Annotated in this window: 25 protein-coding genes; 13 read left to right on the forward strand and 12 right to left on the reverse strand. The window is 66.5% G+C overall.

Going from position 1 to position 25,685, the window contains the following annotated elements; genetic code table 11:
* Positions 1–540 precede the first annotated feature (540 nt).
* The 3 genes from LTT66_RS12420 to lpqS (LTT66_RS12430) form a co-directional block, all read right to left on the reverse strand.
* A complete protein-coding gene (locus LTT66_RS12420) occupies positions 541–1,137 on the reverse strand; it encodes a sigma factor-like helix-turn-helix DNA-binding protein (protein WP_233066987.1) in 597 nt (198 codons plus the stop codon).
* 2 nt (positions 1,138–1,139) lie between these two features.
* Positions 1,140–2,138 carry a PLP-dependent cysteine synthase family protein gene (locus tag LTT66_RS12425; protein ID WP_233069162.1) on the reverse strand — a complete coding sequence of 333 codons (999 nt, stop codon included), beginning with the start codon at positions 2,136–2,138 and terminating at the stop codon, positions 1,140–1,142.
* Between the two features lie 202 nt (positions 2,139–2,340).
* On the reverse strand, positions 2,341–2,757 hold the full coding sequence (lpqS, locus tag LTT66_RS12430; protein WP_233066989.1) for a putative copper homeostasis (lipo)protein LpqS: 417 nt from the start codon (positions 2,755–2,757) through the stop codon (positions 2,341–2,343).
* An 824-nt stretch (positions 2,758–3,581) separates the two neighbouring features.
* On the opposite strand from lpqS (LTT66_RS12430), the gene LTT66_RS12435 reads away from it, so the two are divergent.
* The gene (locus tag LTT66_RS12435) at positions 3,582–3,998 is read left to right on the forward strand and encodes a heavy metal-responsive transcriptional regulator (RefSeq protein WP_233066991.1); all 417 of its coding nucleotides are present in this window, start codon (positions 3,582–3,584) and stop codon (positions 3,996–3,998) included.
* On the opposite strand, the gene LTT66_RS12440 is transcribed toward LTT66_RS12435, so the two are convergent.
* On the reverse strand, positions 3,983–4,624 hold the full coding sequence (locus tag LTT66_RS12440; RefSeq protein WP_233066993.1) for a tRNA-dependent cyclodipeptide synthase: 642 nt from the start codon (positions 4,622–4,624) through the stop codon (positions 3,983–3,985). The genes LTT66_RS12435 and LTT66_RS12440 overlap by 16 nt on opposite strands.
* 271 nt (positions 4,625–4,895) lie before the next feature.
* Here LTT66_RS12440 and LTT66_RS12445 point away from each other — a divergent pair, with 271 nt between their 5' ends.
* The 3 genes from LTT66_RS12445 to LTT66_RS12455 all read left to right on the forward strand — a co-directional run bounded on the left by LTT66_RS12445 (position 4,896) and on the right by LTT66_RS12455 (position 6,685).
* Positions 4,896–5,279 carry a hypothetical protein gene (locus LTT66_RS12445; protein WP_233066995.1) on the forward strand — a complete coding sequence of 128 codons (384 nt, stop codon included), beginning with the start codon at positions 4,896–4,898 and terminating at the stop codon, positions 5,277–5,279.
* Between the two features lie 89 nt (positions 5,280–5,368).
* On the forward strand, positions 5,369–6,448 hold the full coding sequence (locus LTT66_RS12450; RefSeq protein ID WP_233066997.1) for a sulfite exporter TauE/SafE family protein: 1,080 nt from the start codon (positions 5,369–5,371) through the stop codon (positions 6,446–6,448).
* A gap of 15 nt (positions 6,449–6,463) precedes the next feature.
* The gene (locus LTT66_RS12455; protein ID WP_233066999.1) at positions 6,464–6,685 is read left to right on the forward strand and encodes a heavy-metal-associated domain-containing protein; all 222 of its coding nucleotides are present in this window, start codon (positions 6,464–6,466) and stop codon (positions 6,683–6,685) included.
* 96 nt (positions 6,686–6,781) lie between these two features.
* On the opposite strand, the gene LTT66_RS12460 is transcribed toward LTT66_RS12455, so the two are convergent.
* The 3 genes from LTT66_RS12460 to lpqS (LTT66_RS12470) form a co-directional block, all read right to left on the reverse strand.
* A complete protein-coding gene (locus tag LTT66_RS12460; RefSeq protein ID WP_233067001.1) occupies positions 6,782–8,152 on the reverse strand; it encodes an MFS transporter in 1,371 nt (456 codons plus the stop codon).
* Positions 8,149–9,276: a PLP-dependent cysteine synthase family protein gene (locus tag LTT66_RS12465; RefSeq protein WP_233067003.1), complete on the reverse strand. Its 1,128-nt coding sequence runs from the start codon at positions 9,274–9,276 to the stop codon at positions 8,149–8,151. Before LTT66_RS12465 ends, LTT66_RS12460 begins: the two co-directional genes overlap by 4 nt.
* A gap of 103 nt (positions 9,277–9,379) precedes the next feature.
* Positions 9,380–9,772, reverse strand: a complete 393-nt coding sequence (lpqS, locus tag LTT66_RS12470) for a putative copper homeostasis (lipo)protein LpqS (protein WP_233067005.1) — start codon at positions 9,770–9,772, stop codon at positions 9,380–9,382.
* 584 nt (positions 9,773–10,356) lie between these two features.
* On the opposite strand from lpqS (LTT66_RS12470), the gene LTT66_RS12475 reads away from it, so the two are divergent.
* A complete protein-coding gene (locus LTT66_RS12475) occupies positions 10,357–10,695 on the forward strand; it encodes an NADH-quinone oxidoreductase subunit A (RefSeq protein WP_233067007.1) in 339 nt (112 codons plus the stop codon).
* 281 nt (positions 10,696–10,976) lie between these two features.
* On the opposite strand, the gene LTT66_RS12480 is transcribed toward LTT66_RS12475, so the two are convergent.
* Positions 10,977–11,204: a hypothetical protein gene (locus LTT66_RS12480; RefSeq protein WP_233067009.1), complete on the reverse strand. Its 228-nt coding sequence runs from the start codon at positions 11,202–11,204 to the stop codon at positions 10,977–10,979.
* Between the two features lie 174 nt (positions 11,205–11,378).
* Here LTT66_RS12480 and LTT66_RS12485 point away from each other — a divergent pair, with 174 nt between their 5' ends.
* From LTT66_RS12485 to LTT66_RS12515, 7 genes are read left to right on the forward strand one after another with little or no spacing between them, the layout of a single operon-like run.
* Complete coding sequence (locus LTT66_RS12485) at positions 11,379–12,134, forward strand: hypothetical protein (RefSeq protein WP_233067011.1); 756 nt, start codon at positions 11,379–11,381, stop codon at positions 12,132–12,134.
* On the forward strand, positions 12,127–13,050 hold the full coding sequence (locus tag LTT66_RS12490; RefSeq protein WP_233067013.1) for an NADH-quinone oxidoreductase subunit H: 924 nt from the start codon (positions 12,127–12,129) through the stop codon (positions 13,048–13,050). Before LTT66_RS12485 ends, LTT66_RS12490 begins: the two co-directional genes overlap by 8 nt.
* 16 nt (positions 13,051–13,066) lie before the next feature.
* Entirely contained in the window at positions 13,067–13,627 is a 561-nt protein-coding gene (locus tag LTT66_RS12495) for an NADH-quinone oxidoreductase subunit J (RefSeq protein ID WP_332909678.1), read from the forward strand.
* Entirely contained in the window at positions 13,624–13,926 is a 303-nt protein-coding gene (gene nuoK / locus LTT66_RS12500; RefSeq protein WP_233067017.1) for an NADH-quinone oxidoreductase subunit NuoK, read from the forward strand. The genes LTT66_RS12495 and nuoK overlap by 4 nt, the downstream gene beginning before the upstream one ends.
* A 14-nt stretch (positions 13,927–13,940) precedes the next feature.
* Positions 13,941–15,785 carry a proton-conducting transporter transmembrane domain-containing protein gene (locus LTT66_RS12505; protein ID WP_233067019.1) on the forward strand — a complete coding sequence of 615 codons (1,845 nt, stop codon included), beginning with the start codon at positions 13,941–13,943 and terminating at the stop codon, positions 15,783–15,785.
* 49 nt (positions 15,786–15,834) lie between these two features.
* On the forward strand, positions 15,835–17,328 hold the full coding sequence (locus tag LTT66_RS12510; RefSeq protein WP_233067022.1) for a complex I subunit 4 family protein: 1,494 nt from the start codon (positions 15,835–15,837) through the stop codon (positions 17,326–17,328).
* Between the two features lies 1 nt (position 17,329).
* A complete protein-coding gene (locus tag LTT66_RS12515) occupies positions 17,330–18,781 on the forward strand; it encodes an NADH-quinone oxidoreductase subunit N (RefSeq protein WP_233067024.1) in 1,452 nt (483 codons plus the stop codon).
* Between the two features lie 19 nt (positions 18,782–18,800).
* Here the strand turns inward: LTT66_RS12515 and LTT66_RS12520 are convergent, their stop codons facing one another.
* The 3 genes from LTT66_RS12520 to serA form a co-directional block, all read right to left on the reverse strand.
* Positions 18,801–20,360: a multicopper oxidase family protein gene (locus LTT66_RS12520; protein WP_233067026.1), complete on the reverse strand. Its 1,560-nt coding sequence runs from the start codon at positions 20,358–20,360 to the stop codon at positions 18,801–18,803.
* A gap of 286 nt (positions 20,361–20,646) precedes the next feature.
* Positions 20,647–21,183 (reverse strand): DUF6153 family protein, encoded by a 537-nt coding sequence (locus tag LTT66_RS12525; protein WP_233067028.1) that lies wholly within the window; start codon positions 21,181–21,183, stop codon positions 20,647–20,649.
* A gap of 120 nt (positions 21,184–21,303) precedes the next feature.
* Positions 21,304–22,902, reverse strand: a complete 1,599-nt coding sequence (serA, locus tag LTT66_RS12530) for a phosphoglycerate dehydrogenase (RefSeq protein ID WP_233067031.1) — start codon at positions 22,900–22,902, stop codon at positions 21,304–21,306.
* Between the two features lie 737 nt (positions 22,903–23,639).
* Between serA and LTT66_RS12535 the strand changes: the two genes are divergently transcribed.
* Positions 23,640–24,287 (forward strand): DUF305 domain-containing protein, encoded by a 648-nt coding sequence (locus LTT66_RS12535; protein ID WP_233067033.1) that lies wholly within the window; start codon positions 23,640–23,642, stop codon positions 24,285–24,287.
* A 778-nt stretch (positions 24,288–25,065) separates the two neighbouring features.
* On the opposite strand, the gene LTT66_RS12540 is transcribed toward LTT66_RS12535, so the two are convergent.
* A complete protein-coding gene (locus LTT66_RS12540) occupies positions 25,066–25,677 on the reverse strand; it encodes a TetR/AcrR family transcriptional regulator (protein WP_233067035.1) in 612 nt (203 codons plus the stop codon).
* Positions 25,678–25,685 lie beyond the last annotated feature (8 nt).

Here is a 25,685-nt window from a genome sequence, read left to right on the forward strand (position 1 = left end):
GAATCGTTGTGTTCACCTGGTGATGACCGTTTCATCACCACAGCTGGTATGGTCTGTCGTGAAATGTAGTGACGCGTCGTGAAACGGCAGTCGAGCGGCAGTGTTACGCAAGGATCAGCTCGCTGACCTGGTGAAACGCCGAGTGTCCCAACGAGGTTCAAGTCCTTCTAGGCCCACCATTTCAATCTGCTATAACACCAGGTAGGGGGCTGTTTTCGCCTATTTGATGTCCCTTTAGCCCGGTTTTGGTGATGGCACAGTCATCGCTAATTGATGACATGAGGGCGCTTGTCAACTTCACGTACCGGCCCTGGCCTGGCCTTTTGTTTTGTGTGATATGAGGATTCGATCCTTCGACCCCCGGTTTACAGCAGAGGAGCCGTATCGGTGGGCGCGCCGAGATGGCTCATAGCGCCAGGTGATCGACTCACCCGTGTGCGAATCCAACTGATCGTTGTCAATGACAATCGTTGGCAGCCTCTCCGGATCGTGTGCGTCCAAATCCTGCAGGCTTGCGCTGCGCGGGTCGCAGTTGTCGCTTCACGTCATCTCCTTCCGGAGTCGGTTCAGTGCTCGATGCGCATACCGTTGGACTTCGGGTGCGGAAAGTCCCAGGGCGTGGCCGGTCTGCTGTGATGTCAGACCGACGACCACGCGCAGGAGGAGTGTCTCCCGTTCAAGGCCGCAGAGCGACTGCATCAGAGGCCGTGAGCGTGGCGGGCCCGGCGCGTGCGGCCCGCGGATCGCCTCGTCTACCCTGCTGGCGGTCGCCGGGTACACGACCTCGAGAAAGGGCAGGCTCCCTGCGCCGTTGCGGAAAAGTCCGGCAAGCACGTCCAGGCATACCTGCGTCGCAACCGTGTCTGCTGCGCGGAATCCGCAGTCCCCGCGCAGCCGAGCTCTGCAATAGGGCACCGCGAACCGCTGGATCGCCCTGGCTACCTCGGCCAGCGCGTCCCGCTCACCGCGTGCCGCGGCGTTCAGTGTCTCGATGCCGGGAGTCGAGACCTGCCACCCTTGCGCCTTTTCACCGGCTCGGCCGAGGTAGCCGAGTCGGTTCGGGATCGGTGCACCGCCCCCACGGCGAACCGGCGCCGCGTTTCCGGCATCCCGCGAGCCCGAGTACCGCCGGGTCATCGTCAGCCTGCTGTCGGGTCTACCACGGTCGTGCAGCGGGTCCAGGACTGCACCACACGCTCGCCGGGATGGGAAATCGTGGCGGGTTCGATCGGGGGAGGCACGTCGAGCAGACCGTGGCGGCGGCAGTACTCATCGTTGTAGACGGTGTCGAAGTACCGGTGGGGACCGTCGGGAAACACCGTGGCAATCCGGGTGCCCGGCGCACTGTTGCGCGCGACCCAGCCCGATGTCAAGGCGACCGCTCCGACACTCCATCCGCCGCTGGCCAGGTGGGTCGAGGCAAGGGCACGGCAGGACCAAACGGCCTCGGCCGGCGCGACCCAATGGACCTCATCGAACGCGCCGTAGTCCACGTTGCGCGGGTAGATGCTCGATCCCAGGCCACGCATCAGCCGAGTACTCGCCGGCTGGCCGAAGATGGTGGAGTTTATGGTGTCGACCCCGATCAATGTCAGCTCGGGATTGAAACGACGCAGCGTCCGGGCCACCCCGGCGGAATGTCCTCCAGTCCCGACTGAGCACACCAGCACATCGATGTGGCCGAGCTGATCGATCAGCTCCAACCCCAGCGACTCGTAAGCATCGACGTTATCTGGGTTCTGATACTGATCCGGGCACCACGAGTGCGGTGTCGCCAACTGCAGTTCGCGCACACGCGCCCGCCGGGCTTCTTGCCAGCCCCCGGTCGTATGTGGCTCGGTCACGAAGTCCACCGACGCACCGTAGGCGCGCAACATGTGGACCATCATCGGTTCCATCCCCGGGTCCGTGACGAGGGTGACGGGATGGTGATACACCATTCCCGCCAACGCCAAGCCGAGACCGAGGGTGCCGCTGGTCGACTCGATGATCGTTGCCCCCGGAGCGAGATCGCCTCGCGCCTTGGCGCGTGCCACCATGTGCAGGGCCGGGCGATCTTTCATTCCGCCCGGATTCGCACCCTCGAGTTTGGCCCAAAAGCCCCGCCTGTCGTCGGCAAATGGTTCGCCGATCCACATCACAGGCGTATTACCCACCAACCCCGAAGGCGATTCGACAGGTGCCGGGGACGCAGCGGGAGATCGCTTGATCGACGATACAACAGGTAGTACAGAGACAGCATTCACGTTCGAATCCGATCTGAGTCAGCCGCCCATGGGCGGAATTAGGTGAAACAGCACGAACAGGCTCGCGAGAAGGCTCGACGCCTATTCGTGCCGATCAGCACCTACTGACACAGATTTCGTTCAAAATGAACCGCGAACGCGCGGCAAACAAGACGGTGGAAGGCGGGCCCCGCACCGTCAATTGCGAAGGGAGGACAGCGCTCGCCGCGATGGCGCCCCCTGCGGCCAGCACCGCCAGCAGACGCCCGTGATCACCAACCCGTGGCGGCAGCGCAACGAGGATCGCGTCACCGGACAGGTCGGGCCCGGCGTGATGCACATGCGAGTGCCCGAAACCACTCGAATCGGTTCGCGCCGACACGGGCGCCGATCCGTCGACCGCGGACGCAACCGCGACAGTCGCTTCGGCATGCCGATGCGGCCCGTGCGCCTCGTCCGCCGAGAGCAGCGACCAGTGGACCAAGCCCACACCAATCAGGGCCAGGGCACCTACCACCAGGGCCGCCACCACTCGGTGACGCCTCAGTCGATACCTGAGCCCTAACACACTCGACAACTTACCACTAACTACTAGGCAGAATAGTAGCAGCTATCGTAAATTCTTAGCATCCGCGAATTCTCCGACAATCCCGGGCGGCTGTCCCGGCCTGCATCCGAAGCGATCTTCAAGCGCCGCAACTATTGCCTTGTATTCGAGGATCCCGTGGCGTCGAATAACGACAGCTGGTGCAGGGGGCTGGTCTGCAACGAACTCTGCGGTTGTCGGGACTCATAGCTGCCTACCCGATGTTCGGCGGGTAGGTTCAGTGCGGCGGCGGTGGGGGGCGACGAATCCGAGCGTGCGTACCGAGGGCAGTGGTGCCGCAACCAGCGCCGCGCGGACCCGCGCCTGGGATCGGCCGCGGGGTCACCGACACCTCCGCATGCGGCAGATCGCTGATCGGGCCGGAGTCGCTGTTCGCGCGTGTGCCGTGCCCGCGCATCATGAACGGCATCATCGCCGATGCCGATCGGGCAGGCGGGCACGGCGGAGTATCCCCAGCGGTTTTCACCGCCACCTCTTGCTACTGCATCATGCGGCACATGCCGCAGTCGGCGAGGCCCAGCATCATCAGCTGGCAGTTCCACCAGGACTGCAGGTTGGTGAGTAGGTTGGGTACCATCAGCTGTCTCCTTGACCAGTTCAGGGAATGTGTTCGGGACGTGTATACCGACCGGTCTACTTGTTGCTGTTTCGGGTTGCTCGGCGAGCGCTCCGCCACCAGTGTGAACCTTCCAGTAGGATGGAAGGTCAAGCGTGGATTCCGGCGAACCATCCTGTGAACAGGAGGCGCGATGCGGATAGGCGAGCTGGCCGCGGCCAGCGGGATCAGCTCGAAGACCATTCGCTTCTATGAGCAGGAAGGGCTCATGCCCGAGCCCGCGCGCACCACCAGTGGCTACCGCGACTACAGCGACGACCACATCACCCGGCTGCAATTCATCCGCCGCGCGCAAGCCGCCGGACTCTCGCTGGCCGAGGCCCGCCAGATACTGACCATCGTGGACAGCGGAGAGGCGCCCTGCAGTCACGTCGAACACGTGCTCAGCAGGCGACTGGACCAGGTCCGTGCCCAGATCGCCGAACTCGTCACCCTCGAAACTCATCTGGAAGCCTTGCTCGCTACTGCCCGACGCGGGCCGAGCCGCCGCGAGCACGACCACGCCGCGGTGTGCTGGATCATCGAATCCGATGCTCAGCCCTCGGCGTAGGCAGGCTCGGTGACCACACCGAACCCCTGGCCCTCGACCGGCCGCCAGGTCAGCTCACCGCCGTAGAGCCGCCGCAGGAACGCGACGTCCTGGTGGTAGCAGAACGCCGAGGACGCGACACCGACGATGCCGCCGGTGTCGGTGAACAAAGGAAGCTCGGCGAGCAGGTATCGCACCGCCGAGCGCAGTTGGTCGGTGGTGGCCGAAATGCCCGCTGGCAGGCGGTTTTCCAGAACCCATCGCGATGCGTCCAGGCATTCGGCCCGGAATTCCGGATCACTGTCGAACTGGCACTGTGCTTGCTCGAGGAGATGCCGGTAGCGACTGTTCGAGTCGAGCTCCGACCAGCCGAGGACCAAACCCTCCGGTTCGCCCACACCCACTTCGGTGAGCGCCCGAATTATCTTGTTGCGCACGTACTGGCCCTGACGGCGGGCCTTGTGCGCGGCCCGCGCCTGCGGATAGCCCAGCGCCTCCAGCGTGTAGGCCGCGGGCAGGTCCGGAACGAAGAAATGCGCGCCGTCGAACTCGGCGAAGCCCCAGCGGGCCAGGTCGGTGATCCGCTCGGTGGTGAAGTAGCTGCTGAACGGGCTGATCCCGAAGCAGGCATGGGTGCGACGGGCCAACGGCGCCCGGCATCGGCTCGACGATGGCTGAACGTGAAACGACAAGATCTAAGCCTTTCGGTCGACGACGGATACGGGCGCCACCTGGACCAACGGGTGCGGGTCGGGGCCATCTCGCCTCACAGGATCAACCTTCCAGCGAAGGGGGAAGGTCAAGGTCGGATCCCTTGCGTACCGCCTCCTACTACAAGCGCCGTAGTCGGTGGGTACTATCGCGCGGATGAACGCCACCTCGCCCTCGCGCCGCGTGTCTGCGCGACTTCTCGTGGTGTTGGCGGCGCTCGCGGGCATCGCGCTGAGGCACGGCCTCCAGTGCCAGGAGCGGATGCCGATGTCCATCTCGATGCCGCACATGGGCATGCACTCCGCGACGGCGGCCGAAAATGTCGGCATCGGTGACCTCGTGAACCTGGCTGCCGGCACGCTCGAGATCATGACGACCGTCGCCGATGCGGCCGACGATCCGACGATGCTCGGTGGCATCCTCGCCGCCTGCCTGGTCGGTGTCCTCAGCTGGTTTGCGGCCTCGATCCTGCGCCTGCGCCGAACCGTGGTGACGGTCGTGTGCCCGATCCGGGCCGGACCCACCTATGCGGCCAGCACGGCGTTACCGCGAGCACCCACCCTCGCGCAGCTCTGCGTGCTCCGGACATAGGAACCCAACACCTTCGATCGATCCGCATCGCGGCCGGTCGGTGGTATCCGCGCGTCTTCCCATGTCCACCCTTGCCCTCAGGAACTCACGTGAACCTCCTCGCCGTCCTCACCACCGGCCTGTTCGCCGGTGGCATCTCATGTGCCGCCGTACAGGGCGGACTGCTCACCGGATTGATCAGCCGCCAGCGCGCCGACGCACAGGCCACTACGGTCGCACCCGCGACCGCCGTGGCGGGCCGCAGCACCGTCTACGACGTGCCCGTCCGGTGGTCGACCCGATTGGCCGACGACCTCACCCCCGTCGGCGGATTCCTCGCCGGGAAACTCCTGTCCCATACCCTGTTCGGTGCTCTGCTCGGGACACTCGGTGGTGCCGTCCAGCTTTCTCTCGGGGTGCGTACCTGGCTGCAGATCGGCGCCGGACTGCTCATCGTGACCTTCGGGCTCGCCCAGCTCGGCGCCCCCGGTTTCCGCCGGATCGTGATCGAACCACCCGCCGCTTGGACGCGGCTGGTCCGTAAACAGGCCCGTTCCCAGGCCGCCGTCGCGCCCGCGCTGCTGGGCCTGGTGACCGTCCTCATCCCATGCGGGGTGACCCTGTCGGTCGCCGCGCTCGCGCTCGCCTCCGGTTCTGCCGTACAGGGCGCGGCGATCATGGCCGTGTTCGTACTCGGCACCGGACCGCTATTTGCGGTCCTCGGATACGCCGCCCGCCTGGCCGCCACCGCCTGGCGCGGCAGGCTCGGCCTGGCCACAGGATTGGTCGTGCTCGCCATGGGCCTCTACACCCTCAACGGCGGACTGGAACTGGCGGGGTCCCCGCTCGCGGCCAGCAGCATCACACAGTCGCTCACACCAGCGGGCCCGGCGCCGGACGCGCCGGCCGCCTCCGTGACCGAGGGAACCCAAACGGTCACGATCACCGCCCGCACCGGCTCCTACACCCCCCACACCATCGCAGCCGAAGCCGGCGTCCCGACCACCCTGGTGATCAAGTCCGACAACGCATCCGGTTGCGTCCGCTATTTCGTCATTCCCGACCGCAATATCGAGAAGATCCTGCCCGTCAAGGGAGAAACCCGCGTCGACCTCGGCGTGCTGCAACCCGGCCGACTCGCCTACACCTGCGGCATGGGCATGTACTCCGGCGTCATCACCATCGCCTGAAAGGACCGAACCGACATGGCCACCAGCACCCACGAACTCCGCATCGAGGGCATGCACTGCGGTAGCTGCGCATTGCTCATCGACGACACCCTCGAAGACCTCCCCGGCGTCCACAGGGCACGCACGACGATGAAGAACCGTCGCAGCATCGTCGAACTCGATCCCAGCACCACTGACATCGCCGACATCCTCGCAGCTGTCGAAAAGCTCGGCTATACGGCCACTCTCGCATCCTGAACCCCATACATCACCACACCCGGCGACCGCCGGTCCGTCAACAGGTCGGCATGGACCTGCTTACGGACCAACAGCACCAACACCGTGTGTGGTCGGTCAGCGTCGCCCCGCGGGGGTCTTTGTTGGCCAGTGGCCGCGTCCGGTGTACTCGAATTCCTGCTCGGCTGGTGCTGGGCCGATGGTGTGTTTTTCGGGCATGCGGTGGCGCCCGCGCGCGCCCGTCGACTGCGAACGGCCCGTTTCCTCTGCGCGCTGCGGGCGGTCGAGAAGATGGAGGGCGAATGCGGCGATACCACCGATCACGGTCAGACCGGCCCAGACCGCCCAGTCCGTGCCGGCGGCGCGGGCGGCGCCGACCACGGCGCCGGTGGCGAGGTTGCCGGTGAGGATGCCGACGCCGACGACGGTGTTGTAGAACCCGTAGTGCGTGGCGACGAGCTTCCCACCGGACAAGGACACGACGGTGTCCATTTCGAATGGGAACACCGCTGCGGTCCCCACGGCCAGCAATGCCGCCGACACGAGCAACGCGGCGGCCGCGGCGGGGACACCGAACCGATCAGGGGCCGGGATGGCCACCAGCGGGACGAACGAGGCCGCGAGTATGCCCAGCCCGACGACCAGGCTTCGGCCGGTGCCCCACCTGTTGCGGAACCAGGTGGTGATGCGCAGTTGTCCGGCGACCGCGACCACGCCGGAGATGACGAACAGCGCCGAGACCAGCGCCTGCGACCGCGCTCCCGCGACGAACTCCGCCTGCAGCGGCAGGGCGAGGTAAACCTGGAACGACAGCACGTAGGAGCCGGTCATCGCCACCGCGAACCACACGAACCGGCGGTTCGCGACCACGGTGCGCCAGTCGTCGAGCACAGAGGTGCGCTCGGCGGGGGTCTCGGCTCGCCGTGTGGGCAGGGCGAACAATTGCGCCACGGTCAGGATCGCGAACACCACCGCCGCAACAGCGGCGGTCAGCCGGAAGTCGAGGGCCATCAACGCCAGCCCGACCAGTGGACCGGCGAGTATGCCCGCCTGATAGAAGATGTTGAACACCGCGAACGCCTCGACTCGGCGGTCACCGGCGTCGGCGGCCAGGTAGGCGCGCACGGCCGGGTTGAACAGCGCTCCGGCGAACCCGGTCGCTGCCGAGGCGATTAGTAGTCCCGGCAGGGAGGTGGCGAACACCAGCAGCGCGAAGCCGCCGGTGCGTAGCAGGCAGCCCGCGACGATCAGCGGCTTGTAGCCCAACCGGTCGGCCAGGGTGCCGCCGATGAGGAACATGCCCTGCTGGGAGAAGTTCCGGACACCCAGCACCAGCCCGACCGCCCAGGCCGCCAGCCCGAGCGGGCCGGCCAGGTAGCCGGCCAGGTAGGGCATCAGCATGTAGAAGCCGAGGTTGATGCCGAACTGGTTGATCATCAACAGCCGGGCGGGCAGGTCGAAGTTGCGGAATTTCGCCAGGACGTTCACGAGGCCAACTCCCGGTTGTGGATGAACTGCCGCGGATCGATGACGGTGGTGGTTCGAGTCCACGACCGCACCACCCGCTCGGCGGGATGGGTGATCGTGTCCGGTTCCACCGGCGGGTCCGCGTCGAGCAGGCCGTGCTGCTCGCAGTAGGCGTCGTTGTAGATGGTGTCGAAGTAGCGGTGCGGCCCGTCGGGGAACACCGCGGCGATCCGGGTGTCGGTGTCGTGGGTGCGGGCCGCCCAGCCCGCGACCAGCGCCACCGCGCCGACGCTCCAACCGCCGCTCGCGTGATGGGTCGCCGCCAGGGTGCGGCACGCCCAGACCGCCTCCGACGGCGCGACCCAGTGCACCTCATCGAATGCGTCGTAGTCGACGTTGATCGGGTAGATGCTCGATCCGAGTCCCCGCATCAGCCGTGGCCCCGCGGGCTGGCCGAAGTTCGTGGACGCCACCGTGTCGACTCCGATCAGCTTCATATCTGGATTGAACCGGCGCAGCACCCGCGCCACCCCCGCCGAGTGCCCTCCGGTGCCGACCGCGCACACCAGCACGTCCACACCGCCGAACTGCTCGACCAACTCGAGCGCCAGCGATTCATAGCCGTCGACATTGTCGGGGTTGCTGTACTGATCCGGGCACCACGCATCGGGCTCACCAGCCAGCAGCTGCGCGACCCGGTCACGGCGGGCCTGCTGCCAGCCGCCCGTGGGATGTGCCTCGGTGACGACGTCGACCTGGGTGCCGTAGGCGGTGAGCATCCGCGCGACGATCGGCTCCAGACCCGGATCCGTGACCACCGTCACCGGGTGACGAGTGGCGATCCCCGCCAGCGCCAATCCCAAACCAAGAGTGCCGCTGGTGGATTCGACGATCCGCGCCCCCGGCGCCAGATCACCGCGCTGCTCGGCCTTGCGCACCATATGCAGCGCGGGCCGGTCCTTCATCCCGCCAGGATTGAATCCTTCGAGCTTCGCCCAGAATCCCCGGCCCTCAGGCGCCAGCGGCGCACCGACCCACAACACCGGCGTATTGCCGATCAGCGAGTGCGGGGACCGAACCGGCGCGGGCGCGCCCACCAGGGCCGCGGAACGATCGGTGCGCGCATCGAGCACGAGCTTGTCCATGACTGTCGCTTTCTGTATCGAACCGCCCGGGAGGCGGTGCAGACGTGAGCAGGCAGCACACACCGGCCGGCGGAAAACAACACGCCGGCCTGGCGCTGACCTGTCAGCGTCGAGCGATACAGAACTGCGTCAGAGTTGCCCGTCCACCAACGACGGGCACCCGCGAGATCGGCGGACCACGCACCCCTCCGGGCGCGATACCCCGGGCGGCAACAACAACGAGCAGCGCCGACACCAGGGCGAACAGCAGTTGCTGCGGCGGAAGATTCTCTGCGGCGCCACGCACCACCGACTTGGCGATGCAGTGATCGAGATGCGCCCAGCAATGACCGTCCACCGAATCGACGATCACCGCGTGGACATGACCGCCCACCGACGATGACGTGAGGTGATGGCCGGGCCCCTCGGGCGCCGAAGCGTGGATGTGCACCTCACCGCGAGCCGCCGAGCAGTCGATCATCGGCACGACCAACAAGACCGCGGCCAGCAGCGCCACGACCGGGCCACCGCATCGCAACCGATCCACGAGCCTCACAACACCATTTATAGAGCAAGAAGGTGCCGAACTGGTCGAACTGTAGCCGGTTGGCGCCGGGCGGTAGTCGTGATCGCTCCATCGGCGACTTCGCCCGCGGATGGCCCTGGGGTCAACGCGCCGCCAGCGACGGCTGACGTCCCGGCGTACCGCCCGGTCAGCCTCTGCTGAGGAACTCGGTTGATCCCGCATCATTCAGGCCAGATTCTCCCGCCCGCAGGCCTCGGACAGCTCGTGATCTACACCCGGAGTGGGGCGGCGAACACGGTGTTATTCCAACGGCAACAATCTACTGCCCAGGTACGTAACAATGCTGTGGTTGTGACAGAATCCACGGTACCGGGTCGGGAGAAAGACGCCGACACGCTCTGCGGATGCCCCGGTCACCGCGCCTGCATGGGATGGCAGAAGACGCAGGTCCTTGACCGGCAAGGGGACGACAGCTCGGCTCCTACCGGAGCCGGGTCATATGTTCGACGGCCATGACTATCGGGCGGGCGCTGTGTAGTGTCTCCGGAGGAGCGAACGGGAGGTGACCGGCGCGGATGAATCTACTCCTGGTTCTGGTCGTCGTGGTCGCTTCGCTGGTGGTCATCTACACCGCGGCCTCAGCTGTGGCGTCGACACCGGCGGGGCCGGGCAACGGACCTTTCTTGTCGGGCTCAGCGGCCGTTGAGCATGCGATGTCGCGGTACCACGTGCGCTGGTACACGATCGCGATGGTCTTCTTGGCGTTCGATATGGAGATGGCGTTCATGTATCCGTGGGCGGTTGTGGTCGCCGATATCGGAATGATGGCCGTCGCCGAGATGTTCGGATTCCTGGCAGTGTTGATGGTCGGTGTCCTGTACGCCTGGCGGGAAGGGGCGCTGCGGTGGGTCTGAGCGGATGGCTGCGCCGGCGAGCAGCGATCGCGCCCTTCGTGGCGGTCGCACCCGGGGCAACCAGTGCACGCTTGGCGGTGGAGCGGGCTATCCGCGAATTCGGATGGTATCCGGTCGACAGCCCCGCTGTCGCTGAGCTGCTGGTAGTCGCCGGAACTGTCGAGAAGGAATTCGCCGCAGATGTGGCACGAATCCAGGACGTGCTACCGGCGCCGCGAATCCGTATCGATATCACCGATACCAGCAACGCTGCCGCCGACCTCGAGTCCGCCGCGGCGCGATTACGTGCCGGGCTCGGCGACGTTTTCCCCCGGGTAACTCAGCAACATGGCGGGCGCGAGCCTGCCGCAACTCCCGACGGCATGCACTCGACAAATGGCCGCGAATCCGCGGAGCATCACGACCATGCGGCAGCGGATGCGCAGAATTCCGGCGCGCAAGGTCTCCATGATCGTCCCGGTGGCATAGGCAGCGACCCCATACACGGCCATCCTCGCGACAGCGAACACGAGAATAGCGTGAGCGGGCATGGAACGGGCGCGTCCGGGCACCACGACTCGCCGGAACCCCGGCGCGGCACACACTCGACAGGCCACCAAGGAAGTAGCCACGCAAGTCACAAGCATGGTGGTCATGAAACCCATGCGCCGGGTGGCCATGAGCACGGCGACCACGGTATGGGGATGATGCTGCCTGGTGGGCTGGCGATGGCGGATCGAGCACCGGATCGTGACGGACTGTCTCTGGACGTACTAACCGTTCCCCTGGGGCCGGTGTTGGCGTGGTGGCCCGCCGGGCTGGTGGTCACCACTCGGCTGCAGGGTGACGTGATTTCCGGGGCGACGGTGTCGGTACTGCCGACTCCGGCCGGTAGCGAGCCGTTCTGGGTGCGGCCGTGGATACAGGCCGACCGGGGAACGCCGGTAACCGTGGGAGAGGCCGGGCGATGGGGCACTGCACGCCGGCTCGATTCGGCGGCGACGCTGCTGGCCGTTGCCGGGTGGGAGGACCAGGCTGTCGCCGCACGGCGGTTGCGGGACGAGGTGCTTGCCGACGAGCAGGACATCGACTTCGAGGTCAGACTCGATCGATGGGGCCGCCGGGTCGCGGGCTCGCGACTATTGCGCTGGTCGTTGCGGGAGGTGGGGCGTATCGCGGACGAAACGAGCGCAGCTTTCGGGCTGATGGGAGATACACACGACCGGCTGCTCGCCTTGCTCGCCGAGATCCGCGACACCGACCGAGGGGATCGAAGCCGCCTGCAGCCGGGCGCGTACCTCGAGGCTCAGCTACGCCGAGATCGGTGGATAATCGACGCGCTGCCCGCACTGCTCACCGGAACCGAATTATCGGAGGCGCGATTGATCGTAGCCAGCCTGGACCCTGACGCCGAACTGCTGGCGTGGGCGTCGCCAGTCACCGAGGCGGCACATGATTGACACCGCCCCCTGGTGGCTGGCGCTGATCCTGCCGGTGGTCGTCTTGGCATTGGTGTGGGCAGTCGAAGTCGCCGATTCCGTGCTGCGAGCGCGCATCGCCGATGCCCGCGCCACAGGCGCGGTGTCGGCTCCGCTGCAATCGGCCACCCTGTTGGTCGGGCAGCAACGCCGCCGTACGCTGGCGGCCGACACATTGCTCTGGCGCTCAGGGGGTTTGGCGCTGCTGATCGCGGCGGTGCTTGCTGCGGCTCTGGTGCCGATCGGCACCAGTGTGGTGGTGGACAGCAGCGTGTCCCTGGTCTGGTTCAACACCCTCGAAGTGGTGGCGTGGGCGGCGGTGTGGCTGGCCGGATGGGGTGCGAATTCCGCATACTCACTGGTCGGCGCATACCGATTCGTCGCACAGGGCCTGGCCTATGAGCTGCCGCATATGTTCGCGCTCATCTGCGCCGCTGTCGGAGCCGGATCATTGCGTATCACAGATATCGTTGCCGAGCAAGACGATCTGTGGTTCGCGGTGATCATGCCGGTGGCGTTCGCGGTGTATCTGCTGTCGGTGCCCGCCATGTCCTTCTCCCCGCCGTTCGCCACGGCGACCGGCGGAGATATCGCGGGTGGCGTGTTCGCCGAGGTGTCGGGCGTCGACCGGCTTGTGCTGGTGGTCGGCCGTCGAGCGTTGTTCGTCGCGGCCGCGGCGATGGCGGTGCCGTTGTTCCTGGGCGGCGGGGCAGGCCCCTGGCTGCCGGGGTGGCTGTGGTCGCTGATCAAGACGTTGGCCGTGCTGGCGGTGCTGATCTGGATGGGGCGGCGCTGGCCTGCGATCCGGATGTCGCGCTATATGGAGGTCGCGTGGGTGGTTTTGCTGCCGCTGATTTTGCTACAGGCACTGGTGGTTTCGATCGTGATGGTTCGCTGAGACGAAAGGTGCCGTGGTGGCACAGGTGATCTTCTGGGTGTGCGCGGTCGGCGCGGTCACGTCCGGAATCGCGGTGTTCCGACTGGATTCGATGGCACGCGCTACCTTCGCTCTCCTGCTCTCTTTTGTGTTCGCGGCCGGGACGGTATTCCTGGTCGACTTGGACTACCTCGCGGTGCTCGTCGTGCTGATGATGATCATGGAGATGGTCGTCATGGTGGTCTTCATGATCATGTACATGATGAACCCGGGCGGTTTGATGCCCATGACCATGGTGCACAACCAGAAAGGGGCCGCGGCGATTTCGGCTGTCGTGTTCGTCGCTTTGACGAGTGTCGCGCTGCTGGCCGACTGGCCCGAACGCGACGATCCGCACCCCGCCGACCCGACCACCTCGCTCGGCGAGGCGATCATGGGTTCGAAGATGCTGGTGATGATCGTCGTGGGGCTGGTGCTGTTCACCACGATCGTGGCGACGGTGGTGCTGGCCACCCACCGTGGCCGATACGACCGCTATGGCGAGCGGCTCGAACGCCGCAGACCCGACGATCCCGTGGAAGGGGGTGTGAGCGGATGAGTCTGCCGCAGTTCCTGGTACTGGCCGCGGCACTGTTCAGCGTGGGCCTGTACGGCGTGCTGTCCCAGCAATCCATTGTCATGATCATGATGGGCCTCGAGCTGATGATCAATGCGGTCATCGTGGCCGCCGCCGCATTCTGGTACTTCATCTGGCCGTCGGCCGACGCTCAAGTGCTCGTGCTGGTTGCGGTCACGGCCATGGCCGTGGAGATGGCGGCCGGATTCGCGGTGACCACGGCCATCTTCCGAGCCCGTGATGTGGACATGGTCGACATGGCCGCGGATCTGAAGGGCTGACCATGCTGTGGGCCATGATCGCGCTACCGGCGCTGGCGGGTGCGGCCTTGCTGCTGTGCGGGCGGCGCGCCGACCGCGTCGCAACGCTGCTCGCCATCGCTGCCGCCGCGGTGACAACGGTTCTCGCAGTGCTGAATGCTGTGGACCAATCCACCGTCTCGGCTCCATTCCTGGCTGGTATCCCGATGACGCTGCGGGTGGACGGATTGTCGTCGGTGATGATCGTGACCGTCGCAGGTGTCGTGACCGCCGTACTCGTCTTCGCAGCGGGCGATACTGGATCGAAACAGGCGCCGGCGCGTTTCCACGGCCTGATGCTCATGTTCGCCGCGGCAATGCTGGCCACGGTGACCGCGCAAACACTGGTCACACTGCTGTTCGCCTGGGAGCTCATGGGAGCGGCGTCCTATGCGCTCATCGGATTCCACTGGCGCGACGAATACCGTGCCGCATCCGGCACAGTGGCGTTCCTGACCACACGCACCGGCGACGTGGGCATGTACCTCGCGGCGGGCGCGACATTGGGCGGAGGTTCGGCCACACTCGCACTGGACGCCATGCCCGGACTGGACGGTGGCTGGCGCGACGCCGCGGCAGCGGGCATCCTGATTGCCGCACTCGGCAAATCAGCACAGCTGCCGTTCAGCTTCTGGCTCTCACGCGCCATGGCAGGACCGAGCCCCGTGTCGGCGCTGCTGCATTCGGCAACCATGGTAGCCGCCGGAGCCTATCTGCTGCTGCGTCTCGAACCGCTTCTGGTCGCTACGGGGTGGGCGGCTACCGCCGCTGCGTGGATCGGGGCCCTCACCGCTATCGCCCTGGGCGCGGTTGCGGTGTGCCAGAGCGACCTGAAGCAGCTGCTCGCCGCCTCGACCTGCGCCCAAGTCGCCCTGATGGTGCTGGCCGCCGGTGCGGGCGGCGTTACCGCGGGCACCGGACATCTGGTCGCGCACGCCGTCACCAAGAGCCTGCTCTTTCTCGGGGCAGGCGCCTGGCTGACCGCGCTCGGCACAAAGAACCTCACCGGCCTGCGCGGGGCCGCGCGGGCATACCCCATTGTGGGAGTGACGTTCACGATCGGCGCGTTCAGCCTGGCCGGCGTGCCACCTTTCGCGCTGTGGCCCAGCAAGGACGCTGTCCTCGCGGCCGCTCGTGAATCCTCGAACGCGCTGTTCCTGGCCGGGTTCGCCGCGGCGATACTCAGTGCCCTGTACGCCGGACGAGCCCTTGCCCTGGTGTGGTCACCGCCCGCCACCGACACCGAAAAGCACTGGGACAGCGAAGAGATCGGTACTCGCCGCGTCAACCGCCTACAGTCGTTCCCACTGGTGATGCTCGCGCTCGCCACCGTCGGCGCGGGCGCGGGCGTGACTCCCGCCGTGCACAACGGATTCGTGAGTTTGGTCGATGCCGGACTCATACCCGCGACCACATGGTGGGAGCTGGCGCTGTCCGGCGTCGTGGCCGTGGCCGCGATCGCCATGGTCGGCACCGTGATCCGCAGGCGCGGCGATCTGCCCGCTCCGGCCATTCTGGCCGACTGGCTCGGCTTGGAGCGGGCGGCGCACGTCCTGGTGACCATGCCGACGCTCACCACAGCCCGCTGGCTGGCAACCTTCGACGACCGGGTGCTCGACGGCGGTGTATCCGTCGCCGCTCGTACGACCGTGGCACTGGCCGACGCCCTCGATCGGCGAGTCGAACGCGCGATCGACGGCACGGTGCAGGGTGTCGCCACCGCAGCGCGCGACCTCGGCCGGTTGGCGCGACGGCCGGAAACGGGCCTGGTGCACCAGTACTACGCCCAGGCGGTGGTAGGCATTGTCGTGCTGGCCCTCGTCCTGCTGGTACTGCGATGAGTCCGGACCCGGCCGCGAGTAATTCGCGACGACGAGAGGTGAAGTGAGCGTGCTCAGCGTTCTGGTATTTCTGCCGCTTGCCGCGGCCGCGGCGCTCGTAGCCATGCCTGGCATCGGTGATCGCATGGTCCGATGGGCGTGGGTTGCGGTGAGCGCGGTCGAGGTCGCGCTGGTGGTTGTGCTGTGGGTGCGCTACCGGCGCAACCCTCCGGCCGAGGGCGAGTTCGCCTTCGAGATGCGGCGCACCTGGATTTCCAGCCTGCGCTCCGGATATCACATCGGGGTCGACGGATTCAGCCTGCCGCTGATCGCGATGACTGTCGTGCTGTTTCTCGCCTGCGCGATCTACTCACTGCGGGAGACGCGGCGGATCCGATGGTATGCCGCGCTTTTCCTGTTCCTGGAAACCGTGTGCCTGGGTGTGTTCGTTTCCCTGGACTTGGTGCTGTTCTTCGTCTTCTTTGACCTGTCGATCGTCGGCATGTACTTCGTGATCAACGGATGGGGACACGCGCAGGCGAAACGGGCAGCTCTGCAGTTCTTCCTCTACACCTTCATCGGTTCGCTGGCGCTGCTGCTCGGCTTCATCGTGCTATACCTGGCCGCCAACCCGCACACCTTCGACATGGTGGAGCTGATCGAGGCGAACCCCTTGGAGGGCAACGTCGCCCGCGGCGCGCTCGCCTTAGCGGCCATCACGGTTGGTTTGGCCATCAAGACGCCTACAGTGCCGTTTCACACCTGGCTGCCGCCCGCCCACACCGAAGCCCCGGCCGCCGGGTCGGCGATCCTGGCCGCCGTGTTGCTGAAGCTGGGCGCCTACGGCTTCGTGCGGATCGCCATGCCCATGCTGCCGGAGTCGTGGCGGCGCTACGCCCTGGTTATCGTGATCGTCGGCGTGATCAGCGTCCTCTACGGTGCCCTGGTCGCCCTGGCGCAGAAGAATTTCAAACGCATGATCGCCTACACGTCGGTCAACCACATGGGCTATATCGTCTTGGCGATCGGCGCGGCTGGACTCGTCGCGGGCAATAGCGAGCAGGCCCGCGCCCTGGCCGTCACCGGCGCGCTCACCCAGATGGTGAGTCACGGCCTCATTACCGGCGCGCTGTTCCTGCTGGCCGGTGTGCTCTACGACCGCGGCCACACCTACGATATGGACGCATACGGTGGATTGGCCGCCCAGGCTCCGGTCTTCGCCGGCGTCACGGCCGCGGCGGCCTTCGCCTCGCTCGGCTTGCCCGGCTTCTCCGGCTTCATCGCCGAGTTCCAGATATTCACCGGCTCTTTCTCCCCGGCACCGGTCTACACCGCACTCGCCTTTCCCGGCATCCTGATCACCGCGGCCCTCCTGCTGCGCGCCTATCAGCGGCTGTTTCTCGGGGCGCGGCGCTCCGGCGAATTCTCCGATCTCCGTCCGCACGAGTCGATTTCGATCATTCCGCTGATGGCCGGATCTCTCGTGCTCGGAATCTTCCCGCGCCTCGTCCTGGACGTGATCGAACCCGCCGCACGGGTCCTCGGCGTGCTGGTGGAGCGCTGAGATGGGCGAGATGGGAGGAATGACCGAAGACATGATGCTCCGGGATTTGCTGGCGCTGCTTCCCGAAGCGTCCCTCGCCGCGGTCGCAGTCCTCGGCCTGCTGCTCGGTTCGTTCCTGCCGCGCACGCGGCAGTGGCCGGTCCGGCTGCTGGCCGCCACTGGCGCCGTCACCGTGATCGCGACGACCGTGCCTGTGTGGAATCACGACGTCTACACCCTGTTGGACGGCAGCTACGGCATCGACACCGCGACCAACACCGTGCGCTTGGTGGCGGCCGGTTCGATCCTGTTGCTGCTCGCGTTGTCGGTGCCCGCCACTCGAGGCGAGGCACGAGAGTCGGAATTCGTCGTGCTGGTGGTGCTGGGTGGGCTCGGCGCTGTGCTCCTCGCCGGAGCGAACGACCTGCTGGTCCTGCTGGTCGCCTATCTGCTCGCCAGCATCCCGCTCTACGCGCTGACGGCTTTCGCCAAGGATGCACCAGGTACCGAGGCCGCTCTCAAGTACTACCTGTTCGGTGCGCTATTCGGTACCACGATGCTGTTCGGCGCGGCATTGATCCTGGGCGCGGGTGGCGCGACCGCCTACCCGATGCTGGCCAACGAGACCTATGCCGCGCCCCGTGCGGCACTCGCCCTCGGCGCCGTCGCGGTGCTGGGCGGACTGCTGTTCAAGGCCGGCGCGGTACCCGCTCACTTCTGGGTACCTGACGTCACTCAAGGCACCCGCCCCGAGGTTGCGGCCCTAGTGACCACCGTGCCGAAACTCGGTGCAATCGTCGCAATCTACCGGCTCAGCGCGATAGTCGTAGACCCCAGCGGCCTGAACTGGCGACTGCTGCTGGCAGTGGTCGCCGCCGCCACAATGACCTTGGGCAACTTCGCCGCGTTCTTCCAAACCGATGTCCGTCGCCTGCTCGCCTATTCGACCATCAGTCAGGTCGGATACTTGCTCGTCGGCGTCGTCGCCGCGGACCGCAGCAACCTCGCCCTGCCCGGTGTGCTGCTGTACCTGGCCGCCTACGCACTGACCAACCTCGGTGCGTTCGCGGTGGTGTGCGCCCAGCCCCGGTTGCGCACCCTCACCGACTACACGGGCCTACTGCGTCGCCGCCCTGGGCTGGTGATCAGCCTCGTCGTCTGCCTGCTCGGCCTGATCGGCACGCCTCCGACCGGCGTCTTCGTGGGCAAGCTGACGGTTTTCACCGCCGCATTCGATACCGGGCTCGGCTGGCTGGTGGTCCTCGCGATCGCGAATACCGTCGCCAGCGTCTTCTATTACCTGCGCTGGATCGGTCCGACCCTGCGAGAACAGTCGGCGGCCGACCAGGCGCACGATCGAGCGCTGGCGGTGCCCTGCGCCGTCGCCTACGCGGCGGCGGCCGGGGCGGTTGTGACCGGTCTGCTTGCCGGACCGATCATGAACGCGGCCGAGGGATCGCTTGCTGTGCCCTGAACCGCCCCGGAACGCCAGGTCAGCGCACGTACGACAGGACGGCCATCATCCCCGCTTCACCGTGATAGACGTTGTGGCAGTGCACCATCCACTGGCCGGGGTTGTCGGTGTCGAAATCGACCTCGACGGTTTGCATGGGCAGCACGATCGAGGTGTCCTTACGCGGGCCGGTGCCGGAGGGCGTGACGACCTGGAAGGTGTGCCCATGCAGGTGCATCGGGTGGAACATCATCGTCTTGTTGATGAATCGCAGCCGAACCCGCTGTCCCTCGGTCACATCCAGCGGAGCATGATCGGGAAACTCCTTGCCGTTGATCGTCCAGATGTACTTCTTCTCATCCGAACCGAGGGTGACATCGAGGGTCTTGTTCGGCTTGCGGCTGGGCAGCCGCACCGACTCGGCGGCGGTGAGTCGCTCGGCGGTGACTGGCGGGGCGGCGAGTTCGGCCGGGCGCACATCGGCCCGGGGCGGCGTGCCGCCGCCGGTGCGGATGAGCGCGAAGCCCTGCGGTCCGCTCTTGCCCTCGGGGACGGCGACGAGCGGGAAAATGCCGTCGGCGAGGTCGATGATGGCGTCGTAGCGCTCGCCCATGCTGATCAGCACACTGTCGGCGGGTTGCGGCTGCACCGGGAATCCGTCGGTGTGCGTGATCCGCAGCCGATGCCCGCCGACGGCGACGCGGAAGGCGGTGTCGCCCGCAGCGTTGATGATGCGCAGCCGCATGCGCTGGCCTGGACGGCCGGCGAAGGTTACCGGATCGGTGCCGAGTCGGCCGTTGATCAGATAGTAGGGGTAGATCACGTCGCCTACGTCCGACCCCAGAGGCTGGTTCGGGTCGGTGGGCATCGACATCGACGTGGAACCGCCCATGTCCATGCCACCGTGATCCATGCCGCCGCCCATATCCATACCGCTCATGCCCTTCTCGCGCAGCCGCTGCAGTTCCTTGTCGGGATCGCGGCCGTCGACGCCATCGAGCCAGTCGTCCAGCACGACGACCGCTTCCACGTCGTAGTCCTTGCCGTCGGCCGGATCCTCGATAATCAGCGGCGCGTACAGGCCACGGTCGAGCTGCACCCCGACGTGGGGATGGAAAAAGTACGTCCCTGCATCCGGCACGCTGAACTCGTACCGGTAGTTACCACCAGAGGCGATTTCGGGTTGGGTGACTCCCGGTGCGCCGTCCATATCGTTGCGCAGTGCGATCCCGTGCCAGTGGATCGTCGACGGAGCGGGCAGCGCGTTGGTGAAGTCCGCGCGCAGCACTTCACCCTTGACAAGCCGGATCTCAGGCCCAGGTACCTTGCCACCGAAGGCCCAGGTCCGCACCTGAACCCCACCTAGATCCACGGCGGCGGGTTCGGCACGCAACCTCACCTCACGCACCGTCGCGGTGGCAGCACGGCGTTTGTTCTCCGCTGCGAGGACCGCCTCCGAGTTCGGACCGACCAGGGTGCGCGAGCCCGGGGAGGTATTGGAGCAGGCGGCGAGGACGGCGGCCGCTGCAGCTCCGGTGCCGAGGGCGAGAAATCCGCGCCGGTTCAGCGGCTGGGAATGTGGTGACTGGTTGGACGACATGGGGTGCTCCCTAGTTCGTGACAGCCCGGGTTCATCACACCCACAGGAAGAAATGCGAGTGGGCGAAGCCTCGGGGGCAGGCGGCGATGTCCGCCCGGTGGTTGATGACCGGTTCTGCAGCCGAGCCGACCGAAAAACTCACAGATTTCGTGCCGACACCCGGCTGCTGCGGCGCAGGGGCCGCGAAAGCACGTGCCGGACGTGGCCGCGCGATGGGGTTGCGACCGCGATCCGGGCCGGTGAATGCGCGCCTCCGACCACAAGAAATACGGAGGCGACGAATCTGTCAGATTCGCAGAATCGACAATTCGGACAGGCTGGGAGCAGTCCACGGCGGTGGTCGCCCACGCTGGGCTCGCCAGCGATGGTAGGTCGGCATCTGCCCGTTTCCGGAGTCGATTCCCGCGCGGTACAGCAGCACCAAGCCGACGACGAATGCGAACGTTGACAGGATGAACACGCATGCGTGCGCTGCGGTATGCGCAACGGCCGAGTCGTGGCTCACACTCACCGGCGCGAACACCCCGTGATCGCCTGCGTGTTCGGCCATCACGACGGAATGGTCGCGATCAGCCATATGCGGGACCGCGACGACACCCGGATGCATGGCGGCTATGCCGAACAGCAGCGCCAGCAGCACCAGCGCCCGGCGGATGCCGGGTACCCGAAGCGGTAGGCGCTGGTCGACCACGCCGCCATCATAGGCCGGGCACGGTTTGTCTGCCCGATAACATCCCTGGCGGCCCCGTTCATCAGGTTCGAAGGCGGCGGCGCGGCCGACATTGCTGGTGAAGGCTTGCCGGTAGGGCCATTCGATCCGCACGCGGCGCGGACCACACCCGGCATAACGTCTACCCAGCTGTTCGAAACCCGGTATGCACATGATCTCCCCATACAGGACAGTCCAGCCGTTCCCCGTGTCGGATCCGGCCGATAGGTGCACTCAAGTCAGGTCGACCTGGACGACCTTGGCCGCGCCGACGGACTCGGCGATCGCGGCCTGCACGTCGGCGGGCACCTCGCGGGCCACGCGCAGCACGACGGTGGCGCCTTCCTTGTCGACGTCCTGGGTCAGCTGCGCGGCCAGGATGTCGACCTCGGCCTCGCCGAGCTTGGTGCCGATCCTGCCCAGCGCGCCCGGCCGGTCCTCGTAGTTCAGGATGGCCAGGTTGAGGCCCTCGGCGCGCATGTCGTAGTTGCGGCCGTTGATGTTGACGATCTTCTCCACCAGCTGCGGCTCGGTCAGCGTGCCCGCGACGTTCAGGGTGCTGCCGTCGCCGAACACGGCGCGCAGGTCGACGACGCTGCGGTGGCTCGGGCTCTCCGAGGCCGTGGTGACCTGGGCGCTGATGCCGCGGTCCTTGGCCAGCGCCGGCGCGTTGACGAAGGTGACCTGGTCCTCGACCAGCGCGGAGAAGATGCCGCGCAGCGCGGACAGCTCCAGCACCCCGACCTCCTGCGCGGCCAGCTCGCCGCGCACCTGGATCTCCACGCTGACCGGCAGTTCGTTGGACAGCGCGCCGAGCAGGGCGCCCTGCTTGCGGACGATGTCCAGCCAGGGGGCGACCTCTTCGCCGACGGTGCCGCCGGTGACGTTCACCGCGCCGGGCACGAACTCGCCCGCCAGCGCCAGCAGCACCGACTTGGCGACGTCGGTGCCCGCGCGGTCCTGGGCCTCGGAGGTGGACGCGCCGAGGTGCGGAGTGACCACGACCTGCGGCAGGTCGAACAGCGGGCTGTCGGTGCACGGCTCGGTCTCGAACACGTCCAGGCCCGCGGCGCGCACGTGGCCGGACTTGATCGCCTCCGCCAGCGCGGCCTCGTCGACCAGGCCACCGCGGGCGGCGTTGACGATGATCACGCCCGGCTTGGTCTTGGCGATGGCCTCCTTGCCGATGATGCCCTTGGTCTCCGGGGTCTTCGGCAGGTGGATCGAGATCAGGTCGGCGCGCTCGAGCAGCTCGTCGAGGCTGAGCAGCTCGATGCCGAGCTGCGCGGCGCGCGCGGGCGACACGTACGGGTCGTAGGCGACGATCTTGGTCTCGAACGCCGCCAGGCGCGCGGCGAACAGCTGGCCGATGCGGCCGAGGCCGACGACGCCGACGGTCTTGTCGAAGATCTCGACGCCGTTGAACTTGCTGCGCTGCCAGGTGTGCTCGCGCAGGGTGGCGTCGGCGGCGGGGATCTGGCGGGCGGCGGCCAGCAGCAGGGTGACCGCGTGTTCGGCGGCGGTGTGGATGTTCGAGGTGGGCGCGTTGACGACCATGACGCCGCGCTCGGTGGCGGCGGGCACGTCGACGTTGTCCAGGCCGACGCCCGCGCGGGCGACGATCTTCAGGTTCTTCCCGGCTTCCAGGACCTCGGCGTCGACCGTGGTCGCCGACCGCACCAGCAGTGCGTCGGCCTCGGGCACCGCGGCCAGCAGGGCCGGGCGGTCGGGTCCGTCTACCCACCGGACCTCGACACCGTCACCGAGCGCGTCGACGGTCGACTGGGCGAGCTTGTCGGCGATCAGAACTACAGGACGGCCTGCTTGGCTCACGTGGAGTACTCCTCTGCGAGGCGCCCGGCCCGAAATACCGGGCTAGGCACGCTGGATCTACGTACACGAATAGTAGGTGTGGTGCTCGATTGCGGCAAATAGAGGTGATCTGCGCCTACTCGGGCGGCGTATGGTCCCGGCTGAGGATGTCGTGCCCGCCCTGCGTCCTGCGGTGCGTTCTTCCTTCGTCATCCCGTCGGATCGGCGGTCGGCCCCAGGGTAGGTGATCGACGTGGACACCGTCGTCCGCATCGCTGTCACTCCACACGTCGCTCCGCAGCCTGTGGGAAAGGGGCGGCCTCGGCGCACTGCCTGACTCCTCAGGGGATATCCCGGGCTTGCCACCGCCTGCAGACCTACGTAGTATCTACGCACACTCGGCCTTCGGATCGAGAAGAGCTTGCGTCGAAAGACCATCTCGACGCAAGGCGCCACCCGGCAGTGGCGTTGAGGAGGCGGAGGCGCGGCCCCCCCTCATCGTCGCGTCTGCGTCTCCCTCCTGGAAGTATTCGGACGACGCAACGACGATGGAGTCTCGCGAGGATGTCGCGGTGTTATCAACCGCGAGGCGTCAATTCGGAGCCGCCTGCTGGTTTGCCTGGTCTGCCCGCCAGTGATTGAGAATCCTCGCTCGAGGTACACCCCACTCGAGGTGCCCGCGCAACAAGACGTGCATGGCGTCGCGTACAGCTCTTGATTCGACATATCGGCTACTCAACCGATCGCAAGGAGTTCTCATGCCCACCCGATCGACTGGACCACGTTGGTTTGCTGCAGTGGCAGGCGCGGTGATGCTTGCGCTGACCGGCTGTGGCGATGACCAGGAAGACCACGGCGACATGCCTGGAATGACCTCCGCGACGGCTATGTCGGAGATGCCCGGGATGTCGGGCACGGCCCATCCCCAAACAGGCACCAGGTCGGACTACAACGACGCCGACGTCACCTTTTTGCAGATGATGTATCCACACCACGCGCAGGCCATGCAGATGGCCGAACTGGTTGCGACCCGCTCGCAGGACACTCAGGTGCAGGAGTTGGCGCAGCAGATCAGGACTGCGCAAGAACCGGAGATGCAGCAAATCAGTTCGTTGCTGCAGCAATTCGGGAAGCAGGCGCCGTCTGCCCATCCCGGCACAATGGGCGCCGAGATGCCCGGAATGGCAGCGCCCCAGGCGCTCACCGAATTACAGGGGATGTCCGGCAAAGAGTTCGATCGCATGTTTCTGACGATGATGATCGAGCACCACACCGGGGCGATCGAGATGGCCCGAACCGAACAGGCCAACGGGGTGAACCCCGAGGCACGCAAGATCGCCGATTCCGTCGTTTCCACCCAGCAGGCTGAGATCGACCGGATGCGGGCGATGCTCGCCCAACCCTAAGCGCGCCTGCTGACGAAGGGTCGACACCGATGCCCGCGCCATACGGAACGCCTCGGTCCTCTGTTGTGACACATGTTCAGGGGCGTGGCGAGAGCCGCTCGTCCACTACGATCGCGATCAGTAGGTAGTCGTCGGAGCGGCGGCAATCACGATATGCGGCGATCCCGGCGGACGAGCCGCGGCCCGCAGCGCGCACGACGCGGTGAGAACGCACCCGCCACCACGATGGCCGAGTTCGCTACCGGAGATTGCGGGGGAGCAGCGGGTCGTGGCTGTCTTGGTGGGTGGTGTTGCCGCCGCGGTGCCTCGAACTATGGGAGCCCCTGCCATCATGGCCTCGGCTGTCATTGTGACTACGGCTGCCATGGTCCGCGGCCAGCACGGCAGGGGGGTCGGCGGGCGCGGCGGTGGCCGTGATGGTCGTCCATGCTGCTGCGGCGAGTGCCCCAGCAACGACGGTTAGGCGCAGAGCGCGTCGGAGATACCGACCTGGCTCGTTGTCTCCCATGGGTGAGGTTCCTCTCGGATCGGTTGCCGCAATGAACTGCTGTGCCCCGGAGCCTCTCGAGATCTGCCGGACGAGCTGATCGCGGCGTCGCTGTGACGAGACGATACCGAGAGACTGTGTTGCTCCGTTGCCGGCGATGCGTCCACGGACGGTGTCGAACTATCTACTATCTATGTACAGAGATAGTAGATCACTGGAGGCGGTTGTCAATCAGGTCCTCGCCGCCATGAGCCTGGCCCATGGCGCGCATGGTGATTCGCGCTGCGCTCATCATTCGGGGGACACATGCGCTGCGTCCACAGTATCGGGTAACAGCCCTCTCAGGACGAGATCCAGCACTGATTCGCGGGCGCGGTCGGAGCTCCAGTCGTGGCTCGCGCGGAGGTGGATGTAGCCCCAGCCCACCGTGTTGAACAGCACCGTCGCGGTGACGGTCGGCGGCACGGTGCGCAGGCTGCCGTCTGCGGCGCCGTCGCGCAGCAGCCGTTCGAGCGGTTCGGCGAAGATGTCCACCGCCAGCGCGTCCGGGCCGGGCCGGTGGAACACCTCGCCGTGGGCGAGGAACATGCCGGCCAGCACGGGCAGGTGCTTGTCGGCTGTAGCGCACATTGCTTCCAGCGCCGCGCGCAGGCGCTCCGCGGCGGTGCCGGGCGCGGTCAGAGCCGGCCAGATCTCGGAGCGAAAGGTGTCCGCGGCTCGCTCGGTCAGTGCGGCCACGAGATGTTCGCGTGTCACGCCCCGCCGGTACATGGTCGCTCGCGACATCCCTGCCTCCTCGGCCACCCGCTCCAGAGTGATCTCGCCGAGTCCCCACCGGGCAACAGCCTTTTCAGTGGCGTCGACCAATTCGGGCGTGATCATGACATCTTGACTTCGCGACATACACTAAT

The organism is Nocardia gipuzkoensis (assembly GCF_021183645.1).
Lineage (GTDB): Bacteria > Actinomycetota > Actinomycetes > Mycobacteriales > Mycobacteriaceae > Nocardia > Nocardia abscessus.

Coding starts and splice junctions, on each gene's coding strand:
- LTT66_RS12420 (WP_233066987.1), bottom strand. CDS start 1,137: ATGACCCGGCGGTACTCGGGCTCGCGGGATGCCGGAAACGCGGCGCCG.
- LTT66_RS12425 (WP_233069162.1), bottom strand. CDS start 2,138: ATGTGGATCGGCGAACCATTTGCCGACGACAGGCGGGGCTTTTGGGCC.
- LTT66_RS12435 (WP_233066991.1), top strand. CDS start 3,582: ATGCGGATAGGCGAGCTGGCCGCGGCCAGCGGGATCAGCTCGAAGACC.
- LTT66_RS12455 (WP_233066999.1), top strand. CDS start 6,464: ATGGCCACCAGCACCCACGAACTCCGCATCGAGGGCATGCACTGCGGT.
- LTT66_RS12465 (WP_233067003.1), bottom strand. CDS start 9,276: ATGGACAAGCTCGTGCTCGATGCGCGCACCGATCGTTCCGCGGCCCTG.
- LTT66_RS12475 (WP_233067007.1), top strand. CDS start 10,357: ATGAATCTACTCCTGGTTCTGGTCGTCGTGGTCGCTTCGCTGGTGGTC.
- LTT66_RS12485 (WP_233067011.1), top strand. CDS start 11,379: ATGATGCTGCCTGGTGGGCTGGCGATGGCGGATCGAGCACCGGATCGT.
- LTT66_RS12490 (WP_233067013.1), top strand. CDS start 12,127: ATGATTGACACCGCCCCCTGGTGGCTGGCGCTGATCCTGCCGGTGGTC.
- nuoK (WP_233067017.1), top strand. CDS start 13,624: ATGAGTCTGCCGCAGTTCCTGGTACTGGCCGCGGCACTGTTCAGCGTG.
- LTT66_RS12505 (WP_233067019.1), top strand. CDS start 13,941: ATGATCGCGCTACCGGCGCTGGCGGGTGCGGCCTTGCTGCTGTGCGGG.
- LTT66_RS12515 (WP_233067024.1), top strand. CDS start 17,330: ATGGGCGAGATGGGAGGAATGACCGAAGACATGATGCTCCGGGATTTG.
- LTT66_RS12520 (WP_233067026.1), bottom strand. CDS start 20,360: ATGTCGTCCAACCAGTCACCACATTCCCAGCCGCTGAACCGGCGCGGA.
- LTT66_RS12535 (WP_233067033.1), top strand. CDS start 23,640: ATGCCCACCCGATCGACTGGACCACGTTGGTTTGCTGCAGTGGCAGGC.
- LTT66_RS12540 (WP_233067035.1), bottom strand. CDS start 25,677: ATGTCGCGAAGTCAAGATGTCATGATCACGCCCGAATTGGTCGACGCC.